This window comes from Heyndrickxia oleronia (assembly GCF_017809215.1).
GTDB lineage: Bacteria > Bacillota > Bacilli > Bacillales > Bacillaceae_C > Heyndrickxia > Heyndrickxia oleronia.
Map to the genome: position 1 here is coordinate 3,209,837 of NZ_CP065424.1, position 26,957 is coordinate 3,236,793.

At 36.0% G+C, this 26,957-nt stretch carries 24 protein-coding genes and 1 other annotated feature; of the genes, 1 reads left to right on the forward strand and 23 read right to left on the reverse strand.

Going from position 1 to position 26,957, the window contains the following annotated elements; translation table 11 throughout:
• Positions 1-508: 508 nt before the first annotated feature.
• From rpoZ to I5818_RS16085, 5 genes are all read right to left on the reverse strand, one after another.
• Complete coding sequence (rpoZ, locus tag I5818_RS16065; RefSeq protein ID WP_071976648.1) at positions 509-721, reverse strand: DNA-directed RNA polymerase subunit omega; 213 nt, start codon at positions 719-721, stop codon at positions 509-511.
• Position 722: 1 nt separating this feature from the next.
• Positions 723-1,337, reverse strand: a complete 615-nt coding sequence (gene gmk / locus I5818_RS16070) for a guanylate kinase (protein WP_058002594.1) — start codon at positions 1,335-1,337, stop codon at positions 723-725.
• A gap of 11 nt (positions 1,338-1,348) precedes the next feature.
• The gene (gene remA / locus I5818_RS16075) at positions 1,349-1,612 is read right to left on the reverse strand and encodes an extracellular matrix/biofilm regulator RemA (RefSeq protein ID WP_058002593.1); all 264 of its coding nucleotides are present in this window, start codon (positions 1,610-1,612) and stop codon (positions 1,349-1,351) included.
• A 57-nt stretch (positions 1,613-1,669) separates the two neighbouring features.
• Positions 1,670-2,545 (reverse strand): YicC/YloC family endoribonuclease, encoded by an 876-nt coding sequence (locus I5818_RS16080; protein WP_058002592.1) that lies wholly within the window; start codon positions 2,543-2,545, stop codon positions 1,670-1,672.
• Between the two features lie 107 nt (positions 2,546-2,652).
• Entirely contained in the window at positions 2,653-5,331 is a 2,679-nt protein-coding gene (locus tag I5818_RS16085; RefSeq protein ID WP_071976647.1) for a calcium-translocating P-type ATPase, SERCA-type, read from the reverse strand.
• 238 nt (positions 5,332-5,569) lie between these two features.
• On the opposite strand from I5818_RS16085, the gene I5818_RS16090 reads away from it, so the two are divergent.
• A complete protein-coding gene (locus tag I5818_RS16090) occupies positions 5,570-7,276 on the forward strand; it encodes an Rqc2 family fibronectin-binding protein (protein ID WP_071976646.1) in 1,707 nt (568 codons plus the stop codon).
• Between the two features lie 145 nt (positions 7,277-7,421).
• On the opposite strand, the gene pyrE is transcribed toward I5818_RS16090, so the two are convergent.
• From pyrE to I5818_RS16180, 18 genes are all read right to left on the reverse strand, one after another.
• Positions 7,422-8,051 (reverse strand): orotate phosphoribosyltransferase, encoded by a 630-nt coding sequence (gene pyrE / locus I5818_RS16095; RefSeq protein WP_058002589.1) that lies wholly within the window; start codon positions 8,049-8,051, stop codon positions 7,422-7,424.
• Positions 8,038-8,763: an orotidine-5'-phosphate decarboxylase gene (pyrF, locus tag I5818_RS16100; RefSeq protein WP_078109724.1), complete on the reverse strand. Its 726-nt coding sequence runs from the start codon at positions 8,761-8,763 to the stop codon at positions 8,038-8,040. The genes pyrE and pyrF overlap by 14 nt, the downstream gene beginning before the upstream one ends.
• A gap of 1 nt (position 8,764) precedes the next feature.
• Positions 8,765-9,676: a dihydroorotate dehydrogenase gene (locus tag I5818_RS16105; protein ID WP_058002587.1), complete on the reverse strand. Its 912-nt coding sequence runs from the start codon at positions 9,674-9,676 to the stop codon at positions 8,765-8,767.
• Positions 9,673-10,449, reverse strand: coding sequence for a dihydroorotate dehydrogenase electron transfer subunit (locus I5818_RS16110; protein ID WP_071976643.1), 777 nt, complete (start codon positions 10,447-10,449; stop codon positions 9,673-9,675). Before I5818_RS16110 ends, I5818_RS16105 begins: the two co-directional genes overlap by 4 nt.
• Positions 10,446-13,658, reverse strand: a complete 3,213-nt coding sequence (gene carB, locus I5818_RS16115) for a carbamoyl-phosphate synthase large subunit (protein ID WP_078109725.1) — start codon at positions 13,656-13,658, stop codon at positions 10,446-10,448. Before carB ends, I5818_RS16110 begins: the two co-directional genes overlap by 4 nt.
• Positions 13,651-14,742: a carbamoyl phosphate synthase small subunit gene (locus I5818_RS16120; RefSeq protein WP_139358108.1), complete on the reverse strand. Its 1,092-nt coding sequence runs from the start codon at positions 14,740-14,742 to the stop codon at positions 13,651-13,653. The genes carB and I5818_RS16120 overlap by 8 nt, the downstream gene beginning before the upstream one ends.
• Positions 14,742-16,025 carry a dihydroorotase gene (locus I5818_RS16125; RefSeq protein ID WP_078109726.1) on the reverse strand — a complete coding sequence of 428 codons (1,284 nt, stop codon included), beginning with the start codon at positions 16,023-16,025 and terminating at the stop codon, positions 14,742-14,744. Before I5818_RS16125 ends, I5818_RS16120 begins: the two co-directional genes overlap by 1 nt.
• Positions 16,009-16,923, reverse strand: coding sequence for an aspartate carbamoyltransferase catalytic subunit (locus I5818_RS16130; RefSeq protein WP_071976640.1), 915 nt, complete (start codon positions 16,921-16,923; stop codon positions 16,009-16,011). Before I5818_RS16130 ends, I5818_RS16125 begins: the two co-directional genes overlap by 17 nt.
• A 241-nt stretch (positions 16,924-17,164) precedes the next feature.
• Positions 17,165-18,484: a solute carrier family 23 protein gene (locus I5818_RS16135; protein WP_078109727.1), complete on the reverse strand. Its 1,320-nt coding sequence runs from the start codon at positions 18,482-18,484 to the stop codon at positions 17,165-17,167.
• 178 nt (positions 18,485-18,662) lie between these two features.
• Positions 18,663-19,205, reverse strand: a complete 543-nt coding sequence (gene pyrR / locus I5818_RS16140; protein WP_058002580.1) for a bifunctional pyr operon transcriptional regulator/uracil phosphoribosyltransferase PyrR — start codon at positions 19,203-19,205, stop codon at positions 18,663-18,665.
• A gap of 163 nt (positions 19,206-19,368) precedes the next feature.
• On the reverse strand, positions 19,369-20,274 hold the full coding sequence (locus I5818_RS16145) for an RluA family pseudouridine synthase (RefSeq protein WP_071976638.1): 906 nt from the start codon (positions 20,272-20,274) through the stop codon (positions 19,369-19,371).
• Complete coding sequence (lspA, locus tag I5818_RS16150) at positions 20,246-20,731, reverse strand: signal peptidase II (RefSeq protein WP_058002578.1); 486 nt, start codon at positions 20,729-20,731, stop codon at positions 20,246-20,248. The genes I5818_RS16145 and lspA overlap by 29 nt, the downstream gene beginning before the upstream one ends.
• Before the next feature lie 105 nt (positions 20,732-20,836).
• Positions 20,837-21,118, reverse strand: coding sequence for a TraR/DksA family transcriptional regulator (locus tag I5818_RS16155; protein WP_058002577.1), 282 nt, complete (start codon positions 21,116-21,118; stop codon positions 20,837-20,839).
• Positions 21,119-21,253: 135 nt separating this feature from the next.
• Entirely contained in the window at positions 21,254-24,025 is a 2,772-nt protein-coding gene (gene ileS / locus I5818_RS16160; RefSeq protein WP_078109728.1) for an isoleucine--tRNA ligase, read from the reverse strand.
• Between the two features lie 149 nt (positions 24,026-24,174).
• Positions 24,175-24,411, reverse strand: a binding site (T-box leader).
• 46 nt (positions 24,412-24,457) lie between these two features.
• The gene (locus I5818_RS16165; RefSeq protein WP_058002575.1) at positions 24,458-24,964 is read right to left on the reverse strand and encodes a DivIVA domain-containing protein; all 507 of its coding nucleotides are present in this window, start codon (positions 24,962-24,964) and stop codon (positions 24,458-24,460) included.
• Positions 24,965-25,196: 232 nt separating this feature from the next.
• The gene (locus I5818_RS16170) at positions 25,197-25,973 is read right to left on the reverse strand and encodes a YlmH family RNA-binding protein (RefSeq protein ID WP_078109729.1); all 777 of its coding nucleotides are present in this window, start codon (positions 25,971-25,973) and stop codon (positions 25,197-25,199) included.
• 256 nt (positions 25,974-26,229) lie between these two features.
• A complete protein-coding gene (locus tag I5818_RS16175; RefSeq protein WP_071976636.1) occupies positions 26,230-26,490 on the reverse strand; it encodes a YggT family protein in 261 nt (86 codons plus the stop codon).
• A 5-nt stretch (positions 26,491-26,495) separates the two neighbouring features.
• Positions 26,496-26,939 (reverse strand): cell division protein SepF, encoded by a 444-nt coding sequence (locus tag I5818_RS16180; RefSeq protein WP_058002572.1) that lies wholly within the window; start codon positions 26,937-26,939, stop codon positions 26,496-26,498.
• Between the last annotated feature and the right edge of the window lie 18 nt (positions 26,940-26,957).

Consider the following 26,957-nt stretch of genomic DNA (forward strand, 5'->3'; position numbering starts at 1 on the left):
TTTAATTAGCTCTATCATCAATAACTAACTACTTTAAGATATTTACTCTATTATAAATAGCAGTCTAGTCCAAGAAAAGAGATTAAACAAGAAAAGCCGTTTTCATATATTTGTTGCTTTTGGGTAAAACCATACTGCAGGCTTTTACACCTAATAAAGAATTCAGAGCTATCTTATGTAGTTTTCAGCTCTTTTCTCGAGAAATGAAAGGGGATTGCTGTGTGAATCGGTTCATTCACGGCATTCAATCGATCGCTTTCGTTACCGCGCTCACACTTTTTCCTCCTTCTCGGTAATCTATCGCTCACTTTCGTTACCGCGCTCAATCTATTTTCTCCTTCACGGTAATCTATCGATCGCTTTTGTTACCGTACCCACTCAATTTTCTCCTTCATGGTAATGATACGTTCAACTTATGACTTCAAACTTTACACTTTATAGCAACAATGTTTGAGAAAAGTGCTTAAAAAAGAAAAAACAACCTATTTGATAGGTTGTTTTCACCTTATTATGCTTGTTCCTTGTCTGTATTAGTTTTCATTACTAATGTTTTCGCATAGATTTCTTCAAGTGCTTTTCCTACATATTTTTGCGAAACAAAATGATCAAGCGTTTCTTTTCCATCTTCCTGAAGATTCCGTGCACGCTTAGCTGCTACAGATACTAAGGAATATTTTGAATCAATAATTTTAAGTAATTTGTCAATAGAAGGATATAACATATCATTCAACCTCCAGCATTTTTTTATATCTTGGTGCAATTCTACTTGTCTTGCAATGTTCGGCCAGTACAATTGCCTTAATGCGATCACAAGCAGCTTCCACTTGATCATTTTCTACAACATAATCATATAAATTCATCATTTCAATTTCTTTTCTTGCTTCTTTCATACGATTATTAATTAGTTCATCAGATTCTGTACCACGTGTAACAATCCGAGATTGTAATTCCATAAGACTTGGTGGGGCAAGAAAGATAAACAGGCCTTCAGGAAATTTTTCTCTCACCTGTTTTGCTCCCTGAACCTCAATTTCTAGAAATACATCCTTTCCAGAATTTAAAGTTTCCTTTACATAATCAATTGGAGTACCATAGTAATTCCCTACATACTCAGCGTATTCAAGTAACTTATCCTGTTTTATTAACGCTTCAAATTCATCTCTAGATTTAAAGAAATAATCAACGCCGTCCACTTCACCTTCACGAGGCTTTCTTGTTGTCATAGAGATTGAATATTCAAAGTTTGTATCTTCATGGGAAAATATAGCCTTTCTGACTGTTCCTTTTCCAACACCTGAAGGTCCAGAAAGTACAATTAATAATCCTTTTTCTTTCATGAAAAAAATTCCTACCCTTCTTCACCATTATCGTCTTTACTACTAAGACGATGAGCCACTGTCTCAGGTTGGACAGCAGATAAAATAACATGATCATTATCCATTATAATAACTGCACGTGTACGTCTCCCGTAAGTAGCATCAATTAAATTTCCACGATCTCTCGCTTCCTGCACCAACCGTTTAATTGGGGCTGATTCAGGACTAACAATCGAAATAATTCGATTGGCAGAAACAATATTTCCAAAACCAATATTAATAAGTTTTATAGACATCATAATCCCCTACCAACTAATAGTCTATTTTGACCCGATAATGAAAGATTAAACTCTTTATTCAATATTTTGTACTTGCTCCCTCATTTTCTCCAATGTAGTTTTTAAATCTACTACTAACGCAGCAATTTGAGAGTGATTTGCTTTTGAACCAATCGTGTTAACTTCTCTGTTCATTTCTTGCATCATGAAATCAAGTTTTCTTCCAATCGGTTCCTTTAACGATAATATATTTTTAAATTGAGAAATATGACTTTCCAATCTAGTTATTTCTTCATTAATATCTGCTTTGTCTGCAAATATCCCCACTTCTGTTAATACTCTAGATTCGTCAATTATGCCTACCGTAAATTCCTTTATTCTTTTTTCCAATCTTACTTGATATTGTTCGATAACAGTTGGTGCAAATCCTTTTACCTTTTCAAGAAGTTCCTCAAAACGATTTAACTGGTTCGTTAGATCTTTTTGGAGTTCATTTCCTTCTATTTCTCTCATGCTCATTAATTGATGAACTGCTTCAGATACTGCCTCGATAACAAGATGATTAACCTCTTCATTTTCATCTTCTTTTTCTACAATTTCAAGTAAATTATCATTAGATAATAGATCCTCTAAGTGAATTTCCTCAGCAATATCATATCTCTTCTTTAATTGGTTTATAAACTGATAATAATCATCAAGCAATTTCCAGTCAATATGTAAACTTCTATGTGTCAATCCTTCACCATCAATGGTTACAAAGACTTCAATTCTTCCTCTATTCACATATTCCCCGATTTTCTTTCTTATTTTATCATCAATTTTCATTAATTGTCTTGGCATTCGCATATTTATTTCACAATATCGGTGATTCACAGATTTTATCTCAACTGTTACTCCAAATAGAGAGGATTCTTTTTTACTACTCCCATACCCCGTCATACTATAAACCAATACAATCACATCCCTTGTCCTATTTGGAAATGTATTTACAAAGTATATGTAATGCAAAAGAAAGGTAATAGAGTGACACTCTATTACCTTTGGAATTATATCATATATTAAGCCTTTTTTCTTACAAAAAGTGATCCAGCAAGTAAAAAAGTTGGAACTGAGCTTAAACCAATGATTAGCATCCAGTCCTTCGGTTCAATTGGTATCGTGTGGAAGATCGGCTGCAATGCTGGTACATATATCGCAAGTAACATCAATAGTAAAGAAGAAATTACTGCCCAAACTAAATACATATTGCCAAATGGGTTCCTCGAAAAAATTGATTTTTCACTACGGCAATCAAATACATGGATAAGCTGTGTCAATACAAGAGTTGCAAATGCAACTGTTTGCGCATATGCTAAATTTTCAGGATTTTTATGGTAAATTGTTAAAAAGGCAAGCAATGTAACAATACCTATAAGGAAACCTCTTGAAATGACTTTCCAACCAAGCCTTCTTGCAAATATTCCTTCTTTAGGATGTCTTGGCTTACGCCTCATCACATCATCTTCCGGTTTATCCAATCCTAAAGCCATGGCCGGTAAACCATCAGTTACTAAGTTTACCCATAAAATTTGGATAGGGACTAATGGTAATGGCAGTGATAGAAGCATAGCAAATAACATAACTAAAATTTCTCCAACATTTGAAGCGAGCAAATAGCGGACAAATTTACGGATATTCTCATAAATATTTCTTCCTTCATTAATTGCCGCTTTGATTGTTGCGAAATTATCATCTAACAGGATAAGAGATGATGCCTCTTTTGCCACATCAGTGCCTGTAATTCCCATAGATATTCCAATATCGGCAGACTTAATTGCTGGTGCATCATTAACTCCATCACCTGTCATTGCAACAATATGCCCACGATTTTGCAATGCTTTCACAATTTTTAATTTGTGCTCAGGTGAAACCCGGGCAAAAACTGCAACATCTTCCACTACTTCCTCCAACGCATCTAGTGAAAGATTATTTAATTCCGCCCCTTCCATCACTTTTTCCTTTCCTCTAAAGATCCCTAATTGTCCTGCAATTGATCTAGCAGTGATTGCATGGTCACCGGTAATCATTATTGTCTTAATTCCTGCCTCACGACACTCCTTAATAGCTTGCTTTACTTCAGGGCGTGGTGGATCAATCATCCCTTGAATACCAACAAAGGTTAATCCCTTTTCGGCATCTCTTTCATTTAGTATTACTGTTTGTTCTTGAATTGGTTTAAACGCAATTGCTATGGTCCTTAATGCCATTGAAGCTAAATGTTCCACTGAGGATTCGATAGCATTTTTCAATTCTTCATTTAAATATTGTTGTTTTCCTCCCCACAATACAGATTCACTCAAACCAAGGAGAACATCTGGTGCACCTTTGGTTATAACAAATCGCCGTCCATTCTTATCTTTCACAATCACACTCATCATTTTCCTTGTTGAATCGAAAGGGAATTCTTTTTCTATTTTAAATTGTTTTAATAAAGAGTCTCTCGTTAATCCCGCCTTCAACGCGGATACAAGCAAAGCTCCCTCAGTTGGATCACCATCAATAATGAATTCATCATCTTTCTTTTTCAATTCTGCATGATTGCAAAGTAGACCGAATGTTAAAAGCTGATATAAGCTTTTTTCATTTTGCGGTGTAATTTCTTGATCCTCTATATAAAAGCTTCCTTTAGGATTATAGCCCGTACCTGTTAAATTCCATGTGTTACCCCCACTCCACAAATGAGTAACTGTCATTTTATTTTGGGTCATTGTACCTGTTTTATCAGAACAAATGACTGATGCACAGCCCAATGTTTCAACGGCAGGCAATTTTCTAACGATTGCATTTTTTCGTATCATTCGTTGAACACCCAATGATAAGGCAATCGTGACAATTGCTGGTAGGCCTTCTGGAATGGCAGCAACAGCTAGAGAAACTCCCGCTAAAAACATAGTGTACAAATCATGTCCGTGAACGACGCCAGCAACCACAACTAATAATGTTAATCCTAAAGCTACAGTAATAAGGATTTTACCCAATTGCTCTAATCTTCTTTGAAGTGGAGTAACTAAGTTCTCTGCATTTTGAATCATGTCCGCAATTTTTCCCATTGCCGTGTTCATACCAATTCCTGTTACAATACCAAGACCATTCCCTCTCGTCACCATTGTACCCATAAAGGCCATATTTTCAAGATCACCTAAGCTTGCATGGCTATTCGAAAGAGGTGCAATCGATTTAACAGCAGGTACTGATTCACCAGTTAAAGCTGATTCCTCAATTTCAAGATTTACGGTTTGTACCAAACGAACATCTGCACCTATTCGGTCCCCACTAGAAAATCTAATAATATCTCCGACAACGACTTCCTTTGAAGGGATTTTGTGCCACTGCCCATCCCTTAGAACGGTGACCTGTGGTGCCGACAATTCCTTTAATGCATGTAAAGATTTCTCAGCTCTTCTTTCCTGAAAAAAACCTAAAAACCCGTTAATCAATACAATTGCAATAATAGCTATAGCGTCAATATATTCACCTAATAAACCAGAAATAAGAGTTGCCGCTAATAGAACTAGAATCATAAAATCTTTAAACTGGCTAATAAAAAGCAGGAATGCAGATTGTTTCTCACCTTCCTGGAGCTCATTCCATCCAAACTGCTTTCTTTTTTTCTCAACATCACTTGCTGTTAGACCATTTTCAATACTCGTATTCAATATTTTTTCTACGTCTTTTTCTTTCATTTCATGGAACATCATTCACAATACACTCTCCCCTTACCAAACCCATAGTTGTCCACCTAGTATCAAGATATTCAGCCCTGTCCAAAAAAATGATATAATGATTAAGAAAAAGCTAAAATGTAATGTCTGCCCCGATAACCAAGTGAAAAGACAGACTACACTTTCATTTTCAACAGGAAAATTTTCTACAATAAAACGGGGATAATGTTACAACCGCAGAATTAGAAATATAGTAGTAAGGGATTGTGAACAAATGTCTTTTGACGGATTATTTACAAGAGCAATGACAAAAGAGCTTGCAGATATATTAAAAGGTGGAAGAATCAATAAAATTCACCAACCCTATAAAAATGAAATGATTATGATTATTCGCGCGAACGGAAAGAATCATAAACTGATTCTTTCAGCGCATCCCAGCTATGCTAGAATACAATTGACGAAAGAACAGCATGAAAATCCCCAAGAACCATCGATGTTTTGCATGCTTCTCAGAAAACACTTGGAAGGATATTTAATTGAGGATATTTATCAAACTGAACTTGATCGTGTAGTTATTTTTGAAATAAAAGGTCGAAATGAGATCGGGGATATATCATATAAACAACTATATATTGAAATTATGGGAAGACATAGTAATATCATCCTAGTCGATAAAGATAGAAATATGATATTAGATAGTATTAAGCATGTTCCACCTGCTGTTAATAGTTATCGTTCAATTCTTCCAGGGCAAACATATATTGCTCCACCAAAACAGGATAAACTGAATCCACTATCAGCCTCAGAAGATGATATTTTACGGACACTTGATTTTAATAGTGGAAAAATTGACAAGCAAATAGTGGAGCACTTTTCTGGAATGTCACCATTATTAACTAAAGAGATCGTTCACAATGCCGGCTTAGCCAATCGAGTGACGATACCTCAAGCTTTTCTAAGTATAATGAACGAATTGAAACAGCATAAATATTTGCCATCTATCACTAGTTCTACAACAAAAGAAGCTTTCTATCTTCTCCCAATTACTTATCTAGAAGGGGAAGTCAAATCATTTGAAACAATTAGTGAGATGCTTGATCGATATTACTTCGGAAAAGCAGAAAGAGATCGTGTAAAACAGCAGGGTCATGATCTAGAACGATTTATTAAGAATGAAAAAGAAAAGAACGAAAGTAAGATAGAAAAATTAAAAACCACTTTAATCGATGCAAAGAATGCTGATCAATATCAACTATATGGAGAATTGTTGACCGCTAATCTTCATTTAGTAAAAAAAGGAATGGAGCAAATTGAGGTTGTCAATTATTATGATGAACATGCCAAAACTGTGAATATCTCTCTAGATCCGAGAAAATCACCATCAGCCAATGCACAAGCCTATTTTTCGAAATATCAAAAAGCGAAGAATGCGATTGGAATTGTACAGGAACAAATAGATAAAGCTGCTGTTGAAATTCAATACTTCGAACGCTTAATGCAGCAAATGGAATCTGCATCACCAAAGGATATTGAAGAGATTCGAACTGAATTAGCAGAAGAAGGATATATAAAATTGAGACAGAAACGAGGAACAAAAAATAAAGCTCAAAAATTAACGGTTGAAGCATATTCTTCATCGGATGGAACGGAAATATTAGTCGGTAAAAATAATAAACAGAATGATTACTTAACAAATAAGCTAGCAGCCAGAGATGAAATTTGGCTACATACAAAAGATATTCCAGGTTCTCATGTCGTTATTAGAAGTAAAAACCCAAGTGAAGAGACATTACTGGAGGCAGCTAATTTAGCCGCATACTTCAGTAAAGCAAAAGACTCTAGTTCAGTACCAGTCGATTATACAAAAGTTAGAAATGTTAAAAAACCGAATGGTGCTAAACCTGGATTTGTTATTTATGAGCAACAACAAACCGTTTATGTTACACCGACCGCTGATAAAGTTTTAAGCATGAAGAAATAATAAGCCGTTTGACGGTCTCAAGCACTATTTTTAATGTAAAATTCATTTAAAACAATAATACTTAAGCGAATAACGTAATGAAATTAAATACACTATGCTCATTAAAACAGGGGTATCTTATAACTAAGATACCCCTCTTACTCTTTTATCGCTTCCATTCAGAAGGATTTTTACGCCAGTCATTCAGTGTAGTTAAATCGGAATCTAAAATGATTCCTTTTTGCAAGGCAACGTCAATTAGAGTGGAATACGTCACTAAAGAATGTGTAGGAATATTTGCTTCTTTTAACTGTTCCTTCCCTTGCACAAGTTCATAAGTAAATATTGAAACCACACCTAATACCTCACAACCAGCACTTCTTAAGGCTTCTACAGCGGTAATAACACTACCTCCTGTGGAGATTAAATCTTCTACTACTACAACCTTTTTCCCTATAGCTACTTTGCCTTCAATTTGATTTCCTTTCCCGTGTGCTTTAGCTTTTGAACGAACATAGCACATAGGAAGTTCCATCAGGTCACTTATCCAAGCAGCGTGAGGAATTCCAGCAGTAGCAGTTCCGGCAATAATTTCAGTACCTGGAAAGTGATTCTGAATCAGATCCACTAACCCTTTGGCAATTTCCTTTCGAAGTGCGGGATATGAAAGTGTTAGTCGATTATCACAATAAATGGGAGATAATATTCCTGATGACCAAGTAAATGGTTCATTAGGTTTTAAAAATACTGCCTCGATAGATAATAGTTTTTCTGCAATTTCATTAGATGTTGTCATGTTCAATATCCCTCCATAATTGTTTAACGTGTAAATAGGTTTGCAAAGGCTCGACTGACTGAGTAATGGATCGACCAACTACTATCGCACTTGATCCAATCTTTCTAGCCTCTTGTGGTGTAACAACTCTTTTTTGGTCATGAATAGCATCCCCTTCCAAGCGAATACCGGGTGTCACACAGAGGAATTCATGACTAGTATGTTTTTTTATTTCATTGGCCTCTAATGCTGAACATACTACTCCATCTAATCCAGCCTGATAAGTAAGCTTCGCATAATGCAGAACAGAATCTGTTAATGAATGCTGAATTAATTGCTCCTTTTGCATCTCCTCTTCAGAAGTGCTCGTTAATTGGGTTACAGCTATTAATAATGGACGTTTTTCCCCATGCTTCGTCCCAGCCTCCAAGCCAGTTAAAGCAGCTTTCATCATTTTCAAACCACCTGCAGCATGTACATTGACCATGTCAATGCCTAATCCTGCTAATCCTTTCATAGCACTATGAACAGTATGAGGGATATCGTGAAGCTTCAAATCTAGAAATATCTGATGTCCAGTACGTTTTAAATGCTCTATTAATGAAGGACCAGTCTGATAAAATAATTCCATCCCCACTTTTACATAAAGCGATTCAGCTTCAAATTGTTTTAAAAAGTTCATTGTTGATTCATAATTTGGAAAATCTAAAGCGATAATTGGGGTATTTACCATGTTATTTCCAGCTCCTTCCTATGAGTTCTGATATATGAGAAATTCCTAATTCATCTAATTTCTCCGGAAGCTCTTTAATTAATTTTGGACATATTAAGGGATCGATAAAATTTGCTGTTCCTATGGCTACTGCACTTGCACCCGCATAAAAATATTCAATGATGTCTTCAACTGATTGTATACCACCCATACCTATAATCGGAATTGACACTCTTTGACTTACTTCATAAATCATTCGTATGGCTACAGGCTTAATTGCTGGTCCAGATAACCCACCAGTCCGATTAGCCAAAATAGGTTTTCCAGTGCGAATATCAATATTCATTCCTAAGAGTGTATTGATCATTGTTAATCCATCCGCTCCGGCTTCTTCTACTGCCTTAGCCATATCAACAATATTACTAACATTTGGTGACAACTTAACATAAACAGGAACATCGGAAACAGCTTTTACTTTCTTTGTTAAATCTTTTGCAACTTCTGGAATGGTTCCAAATGCGATTCCTCCTGTTTTCACATTTGGACAAGAAATATTTAATTCCAATGCCTTCACATTCGGAGCTTTAGAAATTGCTTCTGCAACTTCTACATAATCCTCTACTTGAGAACCCGCTACATTGGCGATAATTGGAACATCATATTGTTCAAGCCAAGGTAATTCATTTTCCAAAACAGATTGTAGTCCTGGATTTTGTAACCCAATGGCATTTAACATTCCAGCTGGCGTTTCCGCAACACGCGGCGTTGGATTGCCATATCTAGCTTCTGCAGTTGTCGCTTTAATCATGATTGAGCCTAGTTGACTTAGATCATAAAATTGACTATATTCTTTCCCAAAACCAAAGCATCCTGATGCAGGCATTATAGGATTCTTTAATGATAATCCAGGCAAATCTATATTTAAACGATTCATATGATCACCTCTCCAATACGGAAAACAGGTCCATCACTACAAACTTTTCGATATTTTGTTCCCGTTGAATCATCTACTAAATGACAAACACACGCTAAACAGGCACCAATCCCACAGCCCATTCTCTTTTCTAAAGATATATAGCCTTCAACCTCTGGATACATATTTTCCAATGCTTTCAACATTGGCATGGGACCACATGAATAAAAACAATCGAATTGGATATTTTCATTTTCCAACACATTTGTAACAAAACCTTTCGTTCCCAATGTGCCATCAACAGTTGCAATATATGTATTTCCTAATTGTGTAAACTCATCGTAATAGAATGCTTTAGTTGCTGTCTCATGCCCAAGAATATGAATAACCTCTACACCTTTTGCAACTAGCTGTTTTGATAGTTCGTAAAGGGGAGGAACACCAATTCCTCCACCCACTAAAAGTGCCCGTTCTCCTTTTTTTCTTTCCATAGGAAATCCATTTCCTAATGGTCCAAGCACATCGATTGTTTCTCCGGATCTTTTTTGAGATAAAATTCGTGTACCTTTACCATCCGCTCGATAAATCATCGTAAATCGATTGTTTTCCGCATCTATGCTTGCAATACTTATTGGTCTTCTTAGTAATGGATCCATTGTATCATTGATGCGTAGATGGACAAATTGACCTGGTTGATTCATCTCGCTAACGAGAGCTCCTTCTAGTACTAATTCAAATATATTTGTTGCAATTACCTTTTGGGATACTATTTTCATATTCTCTTGTTTAATCATTGTAGGACCACATCTTTTCGATTTTGACTTGTTGGCATTGCTTCTGATGAAAAATTAATGGATTCTAATACTCTTAGAATGGCTTCAGCAGTGTCTAAAGATGTTAAACAAGGAATATTGTTTTCCACTGCCGCTCTTCGAATTCGAAACCCATCTCTTTCTGGCTGTTTCCCTTTTGTTAATGTATTAATAATGAGTTGGACTTTTCCATTTCGGATCATATCTAACAGAGTTACACCCACAGATCCAATTTTATCGATAATTTCAACGTATAATCCTTCGGTTTGTAAAATTTTTGCCGTACCTTTCGTTGCCATAAGAGTAAATCCGATCGCATCAAAACGCTTAGCAAGTTGGATTGCTTCATGTTTGTCTTTATCTGCCACAGTAAAAAGGACAGTTCCATAATTGTGTATCTTCATGCCTGAAGCTATAAATCCTTTGTAAAGTGCTTTTTCAATTGTACGATCCTTTCCCATTACCTCACCTGTAGATTTCATTTCAGGGCCTAAAGTAATATCCACACTTCTAAGTTTCGCAAAAGAGAAAACAGGTACTTTTACAAACACCCCTTCTTTCTCCTCAACCAATCCTGTTTCAAAACCTAGATCAGTTAATTTAAAGCCTAGAATCACTTTTGTTGCAACATTCGCCATTGGAATATTTGTAATTTTACTTAAGAACGGTACCGTTCTACTTGAACGCGGATTAACTTCAATAACATATAATTCATCGTTTGAAATGACATATTGTATATTTAAAAGACCGATAATATTAAGTCCTTTTGCAAGCCTTGTCGTATAATCCACAATTCTTTCTTTCATCTGTTTTGAGATACTTTGGGTAGGATATACAGCAATTGAATCTCCAGAATGAACTCCAGCACGTTCGATATGCTCCATAATTCCAGGAATGATAATATTCTCTCCATCCGAAATAGCATCTACTTCGACTTCTTTTCCTACTAGATATCGGTCAATAAGGACAGGATGTTCTGGATTCACTTGTACAGCATGTTGCATATAGTAAAATAATTCTTTTTCTTGATAGACAATTTCCATTGCACGACCACCGAGTACATAAGATGGACGAACAAGCACTGGATAACCTATATCCTTTGCAATGGTTATAGCTTCTTCAACTGAAAATGCTGTTTTGCCAAGTGGTTGACGGATATTTAATTGTTGTAGAGCCTGCTCGAATTTATCACGATTTTCTGCACGATCTAAGCTTTCTAATGATGTACCGAGAATTTTTACCCCTCTTTCCACTAAGCTTTGTGCAAGATTTATCGCTGTTTGACCTCCAAATTGAACCACGATACCTTCGGGCTTTTCTAAATCGATAATATGCATGACATCTTCGATTGTTAGAGGTTCAAAGTATAGCTTATCTGAAATACTAAAATCTGTGGAAACTGTTTCAGGATTGCTATTAATGATGATCGCTTCATAACCAGCTTCTTGTATCGCCCAAACAGAATGGACTGTTGCATAATCAAATTCTACCCCCTGTCCTATTCGAATAGGACCTGAGCCTAGAACAATGACACTTTTCTTATTTGTAATAACCGATTCATTTTCCTCCTCATAGGTTCCATAAAAATAAGGAGTTTCTGATTCAAATTCTGCCGCACATGTGTCAACCATTTTATATACAGGGAGTATACGGTTTTTCTTTCTCCAATTATAAACTGTTTGTTCTTCCGTTTCCCAAAGCTCAGCTAGCTTAATATCTGAAAAACCTAATTTTTTTGCTTCTGTAGCAATTTCAAGATCAAAGGGATGATTAATTAATCGTTTCTCATACTGAATAATTTTCTGGATTTTATGTAAAAAGAAAAGATCAATTTTGCTCCATTCATGTATAGTTTCGATGGCAGTACCTCTACGAATCGCTTCGCTTATATAGAGAATTCTTTCATCCCCAGCTTTTCTTATCCTTTTTTCAATGATTTCATCACTGTAATGGTCTGCACCCAATAGATCTAAATGATGTACATTACTTTCTAAGGATCGAACAGCCTTTAATAATGACTCTTCCAGTGTACGCCCTATTGCCATGACCTCACCGGTTGCTTTCATTTGTGTGCCTAATCGACGGTTAGCAGATTCAAATTTATCAAATGGCCAACGAGGTATCTTTGTTACAATATAATCAAGTGCAGGCTCAAAACATGCATATGTCTTCCCAGTAACGGGATTCATCATTTCATCTAAACTCAATCCAATTGCAATTTTAGCTGCAAGCTTGGCAATTGGATAGCCTGTAGCCTTTGAGGCTAATGCAGAGGAACGACTAACTCGAGGATTCACCTCAATAATATAGTAGTTAAAGCTATACGGATCAAGGGCAAGCTGAACATTACATCCACCTTCAATTCCTAGTGCACGAATGATTTTCAAGGAAACATTCCGAAGCAAGTGATATTCTCTATCGCTTAATGTTTGACTAGGTGCAACCACAATGGAATCACCTGTATGTATACCAACTGGATCAATATTTTCCATATTGCAAACAACAATTGCATTGTCTCTTGAATCTCGCATCACTTCATATTCAATTTCTTTGTAGCCAGCAATACTTTTTTCTAGTAAGCATTGGTGAACTGGACTGTTTTTTAGTCCACTTGTGACTATTTCAATTAACTCTTCCTTGCTTTCACAAATTCCACCACCTGTACCACCTAATGTATACGCAGGACGAACGATGACTGGATAACCGATCCTTTCTACAAATTCCACAGCCTCATCCAAACTATGAACGATTGCACTTTCCGGTACCGGCTCATTTAATTCTTTCATCAGCTTGCGAAATTCATCACGGTCTTCCGCTTGTTTAATGGCTGATAATTTCGTCCCTAATACTTCTACATTACACTCTTTTAATACCCCTGCTTCTGCGAGTTCCATCGCCATATTTAATCCTGTTTGACCACCTAATGTAGGCAGAATCGCATCAGGTCTTTCTTTTCGTATGATTCGAGTAACAAACTCTAATGTAATAGGCTCAATATAAACAATATCTGCAATTTCGGTATCCGTCATAATAGTTGCCGGATTAGAATTCACAAGTATGACACGATATCCTTCCTCTTTCAATGCTAAGCAAGCCTGTGTCCCTGCATAATCAAATTCTGCCGCTTGACCAATAATGATGGGCCCAGATCCTATTACTAAGATACTCTTTATATCCGTACGTTTAGGCATTCTGCTTCACCGTTCCTTTCCATTTCTCAATAGATAATAAAAATTGATCAAATAAGAAATTCGTATCTTCTGGTCCTGGTGCTGCTTCTGGATGATACTGAACAGTAAATGCTGGATACAATTCATGTTCGAGACCTTCAATTGTACAATCATTTAAATTAACTTGAGTGACTTTTAAATGTGTCGAATGAATAGATTCTTCGCTAACCGCATAGCCATGGTTTTGTGAAGTAAAATATATCCTACCCGTTTTCAAATCTTTAATTGGATGGTTTGCACCTCGATGGCCAAATTTTAATTTATATGTATCTGCTCCATTTGCTAATGCAAATAATTGATGTCCTAAACAAATCCCGAAAATTGGACATTCCCCTAATAAGCCTTGAATCATTGCTACTCCTTCTGGAACATCCTTTGGATCTCCAGGGCCATTAGATAACATGACTCCATCTGGCTTTAATGCAAGAATTTCCTCCGCATTTGTGTTATATGGAACAACGGTAACGTCACAATTTCTTTTATTCAACTCTCGTAAAATCCCATGTTTAGAGCCGAAATCTACTAATACTACATGATGTCCTCTACCTGGACTTGGATATAGTTTTTTAGTCGAAACCTGTTCAACCTGATTATTTGGCGTGTTATCTTCTAGTAATTGTTTAATTATTTCATTGGGATTTACAGTTTCAGCGCAAATTGCCCCTTTTAAGGTCCCGTGTTTACGTATAATTCTTGTTAATTTTCTCGTATCCACCCCAGAAATACCGGGGATATTTTTTATTTTTAAAAATTCATCTAAACTCATATCATTTCGCCAATTTGATGGAAAATCTGCAGCTTCCTTCACGATTAACCCTTTAATTGCTGGTTGAATTGACTCGTAATCATCACGATTTATCCCATAGTTACCAACAAGCGGATAGGTTAATGTAACAATTTGACCACAGTAGGATGGATCAGTAATCGTTTCCTGATAGCCTGTCATTCCGGTTGTAAATACGATTTCACCAAATGTCGGTTCATTACTCCCAAATGCTTGACCGATCATCACGGTACCATCCTCTAATATGAGTTGTCTTTTCATTACTGTGCACCTCCTGCATTCCATTTCAATTTTCCATCGACAAAGGTTGCAATAGGCCACCCTTTACAATTCCATCCAGAAAATGGTGTATTCTTTCCTTTGGATTTAAATTCTAAATGGTTTATCTCTTCTTTTTGCTCTAGATTGATTACAGTAATATCTGCTGCTGCGCCAACCTCAAGTTTCCCGGATGTAAGTTGGAAAGCTTTAGCCGGTGCGATTGTCAACCAATCAATTAATTGTTTTAATGTAAAAATGCCTTTTTCTACGAAATGAGTATAAAGTAATGGAAATGCTGTTTCTAACCCAACAATACCAAATGGTGCATGTTCCATTCCTTTCCCCTTCTCCTCACTTGTATGAGGTGCATGATCTGTCGCAATGAAGTCAATTGTTCCATCTAATAAGCCTTCTATTAAAGCATCACGATCTTCTTTACTACGAAGAGGTGGGTTCATTTTATAATTAGTATCGATACCAGGAATATCATCTTCACATAAAAGTAAATGATGTGGTGTTACTTCAGCAGTAACATTGATCCCTGCTTTTTTTGCATCTCGCACGACTCGTACAGATTCCTTTGTACTTATATGACATACATGATAATGGCAACCTGTTGCTTCAGCGAGTAGAATGTCTCTGGCTATATGTACCGATTCACATACCGAAGGAATACCAGGAACGCCATATTTCTTTGAAAACTCGCCCTCATGAACAGCTCCCCCGTAGATAAGAGAATTATCTTCACAATGTGCTACGACTGCCATATTAATAGCTGCTGCACGTTTCATAGCTTCAAACATCATTCCAGCTGTTTGAATACCTACTCCATCATCAGTAAAAGCAAACGCGCCTTTTTCTTTTAAACCAGAAAAATTCGTTAGTTCCTCCCCTAGTTGACCTATTGTAATAGATGCATAAGGTAATACTTTTACATGACCTGATTCGTTTATTCTGTTCATCAACCATTCCATTTGTTCAGGTGTGTCAGGAACTGGCTTCGTATTTGGCATACAAGCCACCGTTGTATACCCTCCTTTAGCTGCTGCCATTGTCCCAGTTTCTATTGTTTCTTTATGTTCCCCACCTGGTTCCCTTAAATGAATATGTAAGTCGATAAAGCCTGGCGCAATTAAGCAACCATTTGCTTCATAAATGTTCTCTCCATTTACTTCTAAATTAGTCCCCATTTCTTTTATTACGCCATCTTGTACTCGAATATCCACAAATACTTCCTTATTGTTCTCATCTAAGATATATCCGTTTTTAATTATGTAATTCATGTAAACAACCCCTTAATGAATGTTCTACTGCTCGCTTTAATACAGCCATCCTAATATATACACCGTTTTCCATTTGCTTAAAGATTCTAGATTTCTTACATTCTACTAATTCATCTGCAATTTCAACATTTCTATTGATTGGTGCTGGATGCATAATAATGCTCCCATTTTTCATCCTATTCACACGTTCTAAAGTTAAGCCATATTGGTCATGATATTGTTCTGCAGAGTAAAAGGATTTACCTTGATGTCTTTCATGCTGAATCCGTAACAGCATCACTACATCTGCGTGTTCTATTGCTTGATTAATAGGAGCATAGTTCCCTAAAGAGAATGAATGATCAAACCATTCTGGTGGACCGGAGAATGTTACATTCGCGCCTAGTTTAGTTAATGCTTCCATATTCGAACGAGCTACACGACTATGAGATATATCTCCAATAATCGTAATATTTAATCCCTTAAACGTTCCAAACTCCTGTTTAATTGTGAATAAATCTAAAAGTGATTGGGTAGGATGCTGTCCACAACCGTCACCGCCATTTATGATAGGGATCCTTATATTTGGAATTAGCTCTCGATAGTAATGATCTTGATTATGACGAATAACGGCTAAGTCAACCCCTATCGCTTCTAATGTTTTAACAGTATCGTATAATGTCTCACCTTTATGAAGACTCGATGTATTCGTTTCAAAAGGAATAATCTCCATCCCTAATTTTCTTTCTGCCATTTCAAAGCTACACTTTGTTCTTGTACTTGGCTCAAAAAATAGATTTACGGAATACATTTTTTGCGGTGTAGTCCATGTATTTCCCTTCCAAAACCACTCGGCATCCTGCAAAATTTCGTTAATATCTTCATTTGTTAAATCTGACATTGTTAATAGGTGACACATCGATAAGTCCTCCTTTTTATACACACACAAGTTGTTTTTCTACACGATTAAATAAAATTTAAATTTTAAATATCGAAACAAATAAGCAGCTAATTCTTATAAATTGAGTGCGTAAAAAAACACCCTACCAAATAGGTGGGTGTTTTTTTAAATATGTCTTCATTAATCAGTATAAATGGACATATTTAATATAACACCCTTGTAAGCCTCTCTGGACTTTTCTTAAAAGGTGATCTCCTTTTTACTTTTCTACTTCTCCAAATAAATCTAACTCTTCATCTTCCTTTGGACGTCCTGGCAATACAAGATTGAGTATGACTCCTAGAATAGCTGCTAATGCCATTCCTGAAAGTTCAAATTTATCTGTAAACCTGATGAACGCACCTCCTATACCTATAACAAGGATGACAGATGAAATCAGTAGATTACGATTATCAGCAAAATCGATTTTGTGTTCAACAAGCATTCTTAACCCACTCGCTGCAATCGTTCCAAATAAGACAATAGATACTCCTCCCATTACTGCTGTTGGTATAGAGCTCAGTAAGGCACTAATCTTTCCAATGAAGCTAAATGCTAGTGCAAAAACACCTGCACCACCAATTACATACACACTGTATGCCCGTGTGATGGCTAAAACACCAATGTTTTCACCATATGTGGTTGTAGGTGGTCCACCAATGAGTGAAGCAATAATGATTGATACTCCATCACCAAGTAAGGAGCTGTCCAATCCAGGGTCTGCAACTAAATCTTTATTTACCACTTTACCTAATACGATTTGATGGCCAATATGTTCAGACAAGGTTACGATGGCAACCGGTACGACAAGCATTACGACTTCCCAAGAAAATTTTGGCTCATATGACACAAACGGAATAACAAAATCAGGTAATGCTATCCACTTTGCTTGGATAACTCCCGAAAAATCAACCAATCCAGCAAAAATTGAGACAATATATCCGCCAACAATCCCGATCAGGATAGGAATTAGTTTTAGGAATCCGCGGAAGTAGGTGGAACTAATCACAATGAATGCAATCGTACATAATGCAACAACGATATGCTTAGTACTATAGACAAGATCTTGTGATGCTGCACCAGGATTTTCATACATTGCCATGCCAACTGCTGTTCCTGCCAAGCCTAATCCAATGACGATTATAACTGGTGCCACTACTATAGGAGGCAAGAGTCTCATTAACCATCGATAACCTAATTTATTTATAAGCAAAGCGACCAAACCGTATATGATTCCAGCGAAGAAGGTTCCCAACATGGCTGCTCCTGGACCACCTAATGCCTTAGCACTAATTAGGGGGGCAATAAAAGCGAAGGAAGATCCTAAATAAGCAGGAACCTTACCTCTAGTAATAAGAATATATGCTAAAGTTCCTAGTCCGCTTGAAGCAAGTGCAACTGCTGGACTCAAGTGGACTAGAAGCGGAACTAAAACAGTTGATCCAAACATCGCAAACAAATGTTGAATACTTAAACTAATCCATTGTGTTTTATTTGGTTTATCATGTATATCTAGTACGATATCTGGATTTCTCCCCATAAGATTCAATCTCCCTTACATTAAGTTTTCCTATAATTTGTGCTTCAGTCAAAATAAAAACCCTCTTTATAGCAAGAAGCTACAAAGAGGGCTAGACAACCTATCGAACAACATAATGGTTCAATAGAAAGTTTCCACCTTTGTCAGCCTCTCTGGACTGCTTTTAAAAGGTTTTTATTTAGTTTTCATAAATACTTACTTGATCTAATTCATCTACTTCCTCAAGGGCTACAACAATTCTTTCACTGCTTGAGGTTGGTATATTCTTACCGATGAAATCTGCACGTATTGGAAGTTCACGGTGACCTCGATCAACTAATACAGCTAGCTGAATTTGGGAGGGTCTGCCAATATCCATCAATGCATCCATTCCAGCACGGACAGTTCTTCCAGTATATAATACATCATCTACCAAAATGACTTTACGATTATTAATTTCACTAGGAATATGGGAACCCTTTACTTCAGGCTCAGCATCTTCATTTTTTTTCGATAAATCATCACGATATAATGTGATATCTAAAACCCCTACATCAATAGGACGGCCTTCAATTTGTTCAATTCTTTCTGCTAAACGCTCTGCGATATGAATACCTCTTGTCTTAATTCCTACTAAAATGCAGTCTTGTATCCCTTTATTGCGCTCAATAATTTCATGAGCTATACGAGTAAGTGCTCTTCTAATTGCTTGCTGATCAAGAACGATAGCTTTTTGAGACAATTTTTCCACCTCACAAATTAAAAACCCTCTCACCTTGTCGGCGAGAGGGTCTACGAATTTACAATTGAATCAACTATCCGTTTCCTTCCCAGCCTCACAGGACTGTATTAAAGGGGATATTAAGTTATTAATAGATTAATACTAGATAACTAATTTGTCAACCTTATCTTTTTAGCTCGATTAACAGTTTTTCAAATTCCTCTGGTAATGGGGCCTCAAATTCAATATATTGTTTCGTCCGAGGATGAATGAACCCTAGGATACCTGCGTGCAATGCTTGCCCACCGATTGACAATGTTTTTCTAGGACCATATTTAGGATCACCAACTAATGGGAAACCTATATATTTCATATGGACACGTATTTGATGAGTACGTCCTGTTTCTAATTCACATTCAATAAATGTATATTGATTGAATCGTTCTAATACACGAAAATGGGTCACAGCTTGTTTTCCATTATCAACTACAGTCATTCTTTGACGATCATTTGGGTCACGTCCAATAGGTGCATCAATTGTTCCATAATCATGAGGGACATTTCCGTGAACGATGGCGAAATATTTACGTGTCACTGATTTATCGACTAATTGATTAACCAGTCCTTCATGTGCCATATCATTTTTAGCCACCATTAATAATCCTGATGTATCTTTATCAATTCGATGTACAATACCAGGTCTTAACACTCCATTAATACCCGATAGATCCTTACAATGTGCCATCAAGCCATTAACTAGTGTACCTGTTAAATGTCCTGGTGCTGGATGAACAACCATTCCTTTTGGTTTATTTACAACGAGTACATCCCCATCCTCATAGTAAATGTCTAAATTCATTTCTTCTGCCTGAACATCAAGGATCTCTGGTTCAGGGATATCAATGACAATTTGATCATTAGTCGTGCATTTATAATTTGCTTTAATTTGTTTTCCATTTACTTTAACATGTCCATCTTTAATCCATTGCTGAACTTGTGAACGGGACCATTCTGCATTCAAAGTGGAAATAATCTTGTCGATACGTTCGTTATTCTCACTTTCAAGAATGATGTGTTCCATTTTTTCCATATGTTTTCTCCTTTGATTTACGCTCTTCTATAAGCATTTGAATAAGTAGTAGAATCACACCAATCGTTAGGCTTGCATCTGCAATATTGAAAATTGGAAAATCAATAATTCTGGCATAAAGAAAATCCACTACTTCTTGGCGAATTAATCGATCAATAAAATTCCCAATTGCCCCCCCTAACATAAAGGCAAGACTGATTCCTAATAAGGGTTTTCCTTTTGCATATTTATAAAGATAATAAATAATTCCACCAACAACAATGATGGTAATCAAATAAAACAGCCACATTTGGCCTTCTAAAATCCCCCATGCTGCACCTCGATTTCGATGTGAGGTAATGGAAAATACATCTTCAATAATATTAATACTTTCTCCTATTTCCATATTTTTAACGACCAACATTTTTGTTATTTGGTCTAATGCAATTACAAATAAAGCCAGTATGTAATAAATCACAAAGGATACCCCCGTATCTACTTTTTCATTATAATTATATAGTTTTTACGTTTCTTCTTTTGAATTGTAGCATACAGGGGGATTTTAGAAAAGTTTAAGATGTACTCAACTATAAGGTATGGATATTTTCCCATATGACCATAGTTGATTCCATTCATCTGAGGATTTCAATGTAGGTATTGTTTCCAGCCATTCTTTCGGGATTGGATCACCACTGTGCTCACACTTTCCATAATTACCTTTATTCCATTTAGAAAGTGCTGTATGAATATCTTTTAATTCTTCATTAATCATGTCTTTAATTAATTCGTCCTTTGTCTCATATGCACTTAATTCAGCTTTTAGATCATGAAGTAAATAAAATAATTGATCATCATTGCGGCACATTGATATTCCCTCCTTTAATGAATTATTGTTAGTTTACCCGAATCTTGATAATGATGATGGAGTAAGTCTTTCATGTAGTTACATAAAATAGAAAACCCTCGAAGATTTACCTTCAAGGGTTTTTTAGCAATTATTTTATTGAACATTTTCATAAGATTCTTTAACAACTGAAGCACAACGCTGACATAATGTTGGATGATTCTCGTCCTTACCTATTTCAGTTGTTACAATCCAGCAGCGTTCACATGTCTCACCTTCAGCTTTTTCAACAACAATTGCTGCATGTTCAAGTTTTACAGCATTTTCAGGAGCATCAGCGATCGCTCCACCTACCTCAAATCCAGAAACAATAAATAATTGCTTCATGTTTTCAGAAATGGAATCTAATAATTGTTTCATTTCATCATTCACATATACAGTAATTTTTGCAGTTAATGATTTTCCAATAACTTTTTCATTACGTGCTTCTTCTAGTGCCTTTAGAACATCATCCCGTAATTTTAAGAAATTTTCCCATTTTAATTCTAATTCCTTAGCATTTGGAATTTCAACATATTCAGGCATATTAGTAAGCTGAACACTAACTTCTTCAATGCCAGGGATATAGCCCCAAACTTCATCAGCCGTATGCGGAAGAATCGGTGTTAAGAGCTTAGTTAAAGCTGTTAAACATTCATATAGAACGGTTTGCATTGCCCGACGCTCTTCATTATCTTTTGCCTCAATATATAATACATCTTTTGCAAAGTCTAAATAAAATGAACTTAAATCTAGAGTACAGAAATTATTCACATTATGGTAGATCGTTGAATATTCATAACCTTCATAAGCATTTCGAACTTGTTTAATTAAATTATTTAATTTCACAAGCATAAATTGATCCACTTCACGAAGGTCCTCATACCTAACTTTATCAGTTGCAGGATCAAAGTCTGATAAATTTCCTAATAAGAATCGGAACGTATTTCGAATCTTACGATATACTTCTGATACTTGTTTCAAAATAGCATCGGATACACGAACATCTGCTTGATAGTCAACAGATGCTACCCATAAACGAATGATATCTGCTCCTAGTTGATTGACTACCTTTCCAGGCAAGATCACATTTCCTAATGACTTACTCATCTTTCTGCCTTCACCATCAAGGACGAAGCCATGGCTTAGAACACCTTTATATGGTGCTTGACCTGAAACTGCAACAGAAGTAGTTAATGATGAATTAAACCATCCACGGTACTGATCAGATCCTTCAAGATAAAGATCTGCAGGACGCTGAAGATCATCACGTTCAACCAGTACACCTTGATGGGATGAACCTGAATCGAACCATACATCCATAATATCTGTTTCTTTTGTAAATTCCCCATTTGGACTACTTGGGTGTGTGAATCCCTCAGGCAATAGATCCTTTGCTTCACGTTCAAACCAAATATTTGACCCGTGCTCACGGAATAAATTAGAGATATGCTCGATTGTTTCATCAGTGATGATCGGGTCACCATTTTCCCCATAAAATACCGGGATTGGTACACCCCACGCACGTTGTCTTGAAATACACCAATCGCCACGGTCACGGACCATATTAAATAGGCGTGTTTCACCCCAAGTTGGTACCCATTTTACTTCCTTTATAGCTTGTAAAAGTTCTTCACGGAACTTATCAATAGATGCAAACCATTGCGCAGTAGCTCGGAAGATAACAGGTTTCTTCGTTCTCCAATCATGAGGATATGAGTGTGTGAAGAAGTTTAATTTAAGTAATGCACCAGCTTCCTCCAACTTCTCTGTAATCGGCTTATTTGCTTTATCATAGAATAATCCTTCAAAGCCAGGTGCCTCAGAAGTTAAAACACCTTTATCATCAACTGGACATAAAACATCTAACCCATATTTTTTACCTACAAGGAAATCATCTTCCCCATGACCTGGAGCTGTATGAACACATCCAGTACCAGATTCTGTAGTAACATGGTCACCTAAAATTACTAATGAATCTCGATCATATAATGGATGTTTAGCTACTACATATTCTAGCTCTTTTCCTGTAACTGTTTGAACAATTTCAGGGGATTCCCATTCTAAAACTTCAGAAACCGTTTCTAGTAATGCTTTCGCAATTACATATTTTTCGTTATTAACGCTTACTACTACATAGTCAATTTCCGGATTTACAGCAATTCCTAAATTGGCCGGAATTGTCCATGGTGTCGTCGTCCAAATAATAATCTTTGTATTAGCTTCTAATACACCTTTTCCATCTTTTACTTCAAAGGCAACATAGATAGATGGAGATTTAATATCTTTATATTCAATTTCTGCTTCGGCTAAAGCTGATTCACTAGAAGGAGACCAGTAAACAGGTTTCATTCCTTTATAAATATATCCTTTTTTAGCCATCTCACCAAAAACCTTAATTTGTTGTGCTTCATATTCAGGCTTTAAAGTGATATATGGATTTTCCCAATCACCACGTACACCTAGACGTTTAAATGCTTCACGTTGATTATCAACTTGTTGATAGGCATATTCCTCACAAAGTTTACGGAATTCGGCAACAGACATTTCCTTACGTTTGACACCTTTGTTCGTTAACGCTTGTTCAATTGGCAAACCATGTGTATCCCAGCCAGGAACATAAGGAGCATTGAATCCTGTCATTGATTTATATCGAACGATAAAATCTTTTAATGTTTTATTTAATGCATGCCCCATATGAAGATCGCCATTAGCATATGGAGGTCCATCATGAAGGACAAATAATGGTCTACCTTTTGTATGCTCTTGCACCTTTTCGTAGATATTAAGTTCCTTCCATTTTTCTTGAATTTCCGGTTCGCGTTTAGGAAGGTTTCCTCGCATTGGAAATTCTGTTTTTGGCATTAATAACGTATCTTTATAATCCATGTTACTTCCTCCTTGATATCATAGGGACCAACAATTTAAAAAATCCCGAATTCACTATACACATCATTGCCTATTTAGAACTATTCTATAGGCTTTTTCTTACTTTTGTATGGATATGTTTAAACAACAAAAAAACCTTCACATCCCTGTAAAGGGACGAGAAGGTTTTCCCGCGGTACCACCCTAGTAGATAATCATAGATTATCCGCCTCTTAGCATTCGTATCGTGAATGAATCGCTATTATCTACTGACCATAAAGGTGTTCAATTCAAGAACTCTAGGGTGATGTTCCAATTATTTGCTTATACCAAGCTTTCACTATCCTTGGTTCGCTTTATATAATAAGACCTGTAAATAATTGTACTGTCCCTGTCATCGTTTAAAATATTAGTTTTATAAATTATATGTGAAATAATTTCATTTCGTCAAGATTATTTCATTTCTTCTTCAAGATTTAATTCTGTAGCATCAATTTCAAATTCCATTAAATGGTCCCAATCATCATTTTTTAACAAATCTAATTGAGCTTCGATTAACATCTTAAATCTTGTACGGAATACCTTTGATTGCTTTTTCAATTCTTCAATTTCTAAAGCAATTTTTCTAGCTTTTGACAATGCTTCATTTACAATTCTATCTGCATTTTTCTCAGCTTCTCTAATAATTAACTTCGATTCCTTTTGCGCATTGCCACGAACTTCCTCAGCCGCTTCTTGGGCAACAACTATGGATTTATGCAGTGTTTCCTCTATGTTGGTAAAATGTCCTAAGCGTTCATTAAGAGAGTTTAACGTTTCTTCCAACTCTTTTTTCTCACGAATGATAATTTCATAATCCTTAATAATTTGGTCGAGGAATTCATTTACTTCGTCCTCATCATACCCTCGAAAACCTCTACTAAATTCTTTATTATGTATATCCAATGGTGTTAAAGGCATTCTGCCACCTCCACAATGTATTCAAATTTAATCTTTAATAACTTTATGATTAAGTCCTATAAACAAGACCAGAAAACATTTTTATCTATATTCAATAGATATCAAGGCGCTTGCCTTTAGCTTCAACGCTAGCCCCTGAAAGTAAAAAACTTCAAGTTAAGACGGTTGAACTCCTAACTCTATTATACCGATATTCGACAGTTTGTGGGGATTTTCCTGCAACTTTTTCAAATTATTTCAACACACCAGCTTTTATTCGCCATTTTTCTTTTTTGGTCTTCCCGTCAAATGAAAGCAGCTTACACCTTCCATGTCCTCTTGCAGACAATACGTCCCCTTCTTCACAAATAAAAGCTGATTGTTCCACAATTCGCCAATTTATTTTCACCAAACCATGGGCTATAAGCGTTTGGGCTTTTTGTCTAGAAATATTGTATACAGAAGATAGAACTGCATCCAAACGTAGTGAACTCACTGTCGTTTGAATTTCTTGCCAAACTTCCCCAGTTGAAATTGCATCACTTAACGGGATTTCTAGAAGTTGAATGGATGTTTTACCGATTTGTCGGAACTCAAGCTTAATATAATCCAATAATTCTTTTGCTATAAAAAACTGTATACGCTCATTTTGGCATAAAATATCTCCAAACTTTTCTCGTTTTAATCCAATAGACATAAGCGTCCCCAACACCTGTCGATGCGTCAATGTAACAAATTTGGATGGATATTTTACTTCTAGTAAAGCAATTTGGTAATCTTCAGGCGATGGGGAATAGTAATCTGGATATAGGAGAACTCTGTTTCGCTCACAATCAGAATTCCCACCAAAAATCCCGTATTTCACACTTTGTTCATTGCCAATGATTGACTTCAGAATATGTATTTGCCGAGGATCTAAAAAATCAACTAACTTAGGTGCATAACGATCTTCGACAAACTGTTTCCATTGAATGACTTGATCAATAAAATCTTTTTCCTCTGATCTAAAATGTTGATATATATTATCCATAAATACCTCTTATACTTATTGATTACTATAGAAAAAGAAGACTGTTTTCGTATAGTTTGTTGGTTGTGTAAAAGCCAAACAACCGACTTTTACACTCAATAAAGGAATCCAGCGATTCATATGGAGTTTGCAGCTCTTTTCTCTGTGAAAAGGAGGGTGTAACGCTCTTGAGTTGATGATTTTTCGTTAAAACTTTACTTAATATCAACAATGTTTGAGAAAAGAGCCAAAAAGAAAAAGGTAGTATGATTACTACCTAGATGGTCCAATAATAAATCTGGCTAAGTCCATAGCTAGCTAATCTTAATACGATAATAGCTACAATTGGAGAAATATCAATCATTCCAATAGGTGGAATAAACCGTCTAAATTGTTCTAAATAGGGTTCACAAATTCGGCCAAAAATTTGTCCAATAGAAGATTGTTGAGCATTAAACCATGACATAAAAATATAAATAATAATAATATACGAGTAAATTTTAATTGCTTCTAATAAAATAGTTACTATTAATGCCATTCCTTTTAAGACCACCTCGAATCAAATTCACTATGTTGAATTAAATCGGAAATATTCCCTGATACTTCTACATTATCTGGAGTGCATAAGAATATATCCGTCCCAATTCTTTGGATATCTCCACCAATTGCATAAACTGTACCACTTAAGAAATCTATAATTCTTTTGGCTTGATCATGCTCAATTCTTTGCAAATTAACAACGACAGCTCGTCTATTTTTTAAATGATCTGCAATATCTTGAGCTTCTGCATAAACCCTTGGTTCAAATAAAATCACTTTAGAAGATGAAGACTTTTGAACACTTTGGAGGCTCACTACATTTTGCCTCTGATTAGCAGGTTTTGTATATTGTTCCCGCTCTGGCTCACTATCCATCTTTTCTTCTTCTGTATATTCATATTCATCATCTAATAAAAAAAATGATTTCAACTTTGTTTTTATCCCCATGTTCACACCTCCTATAAG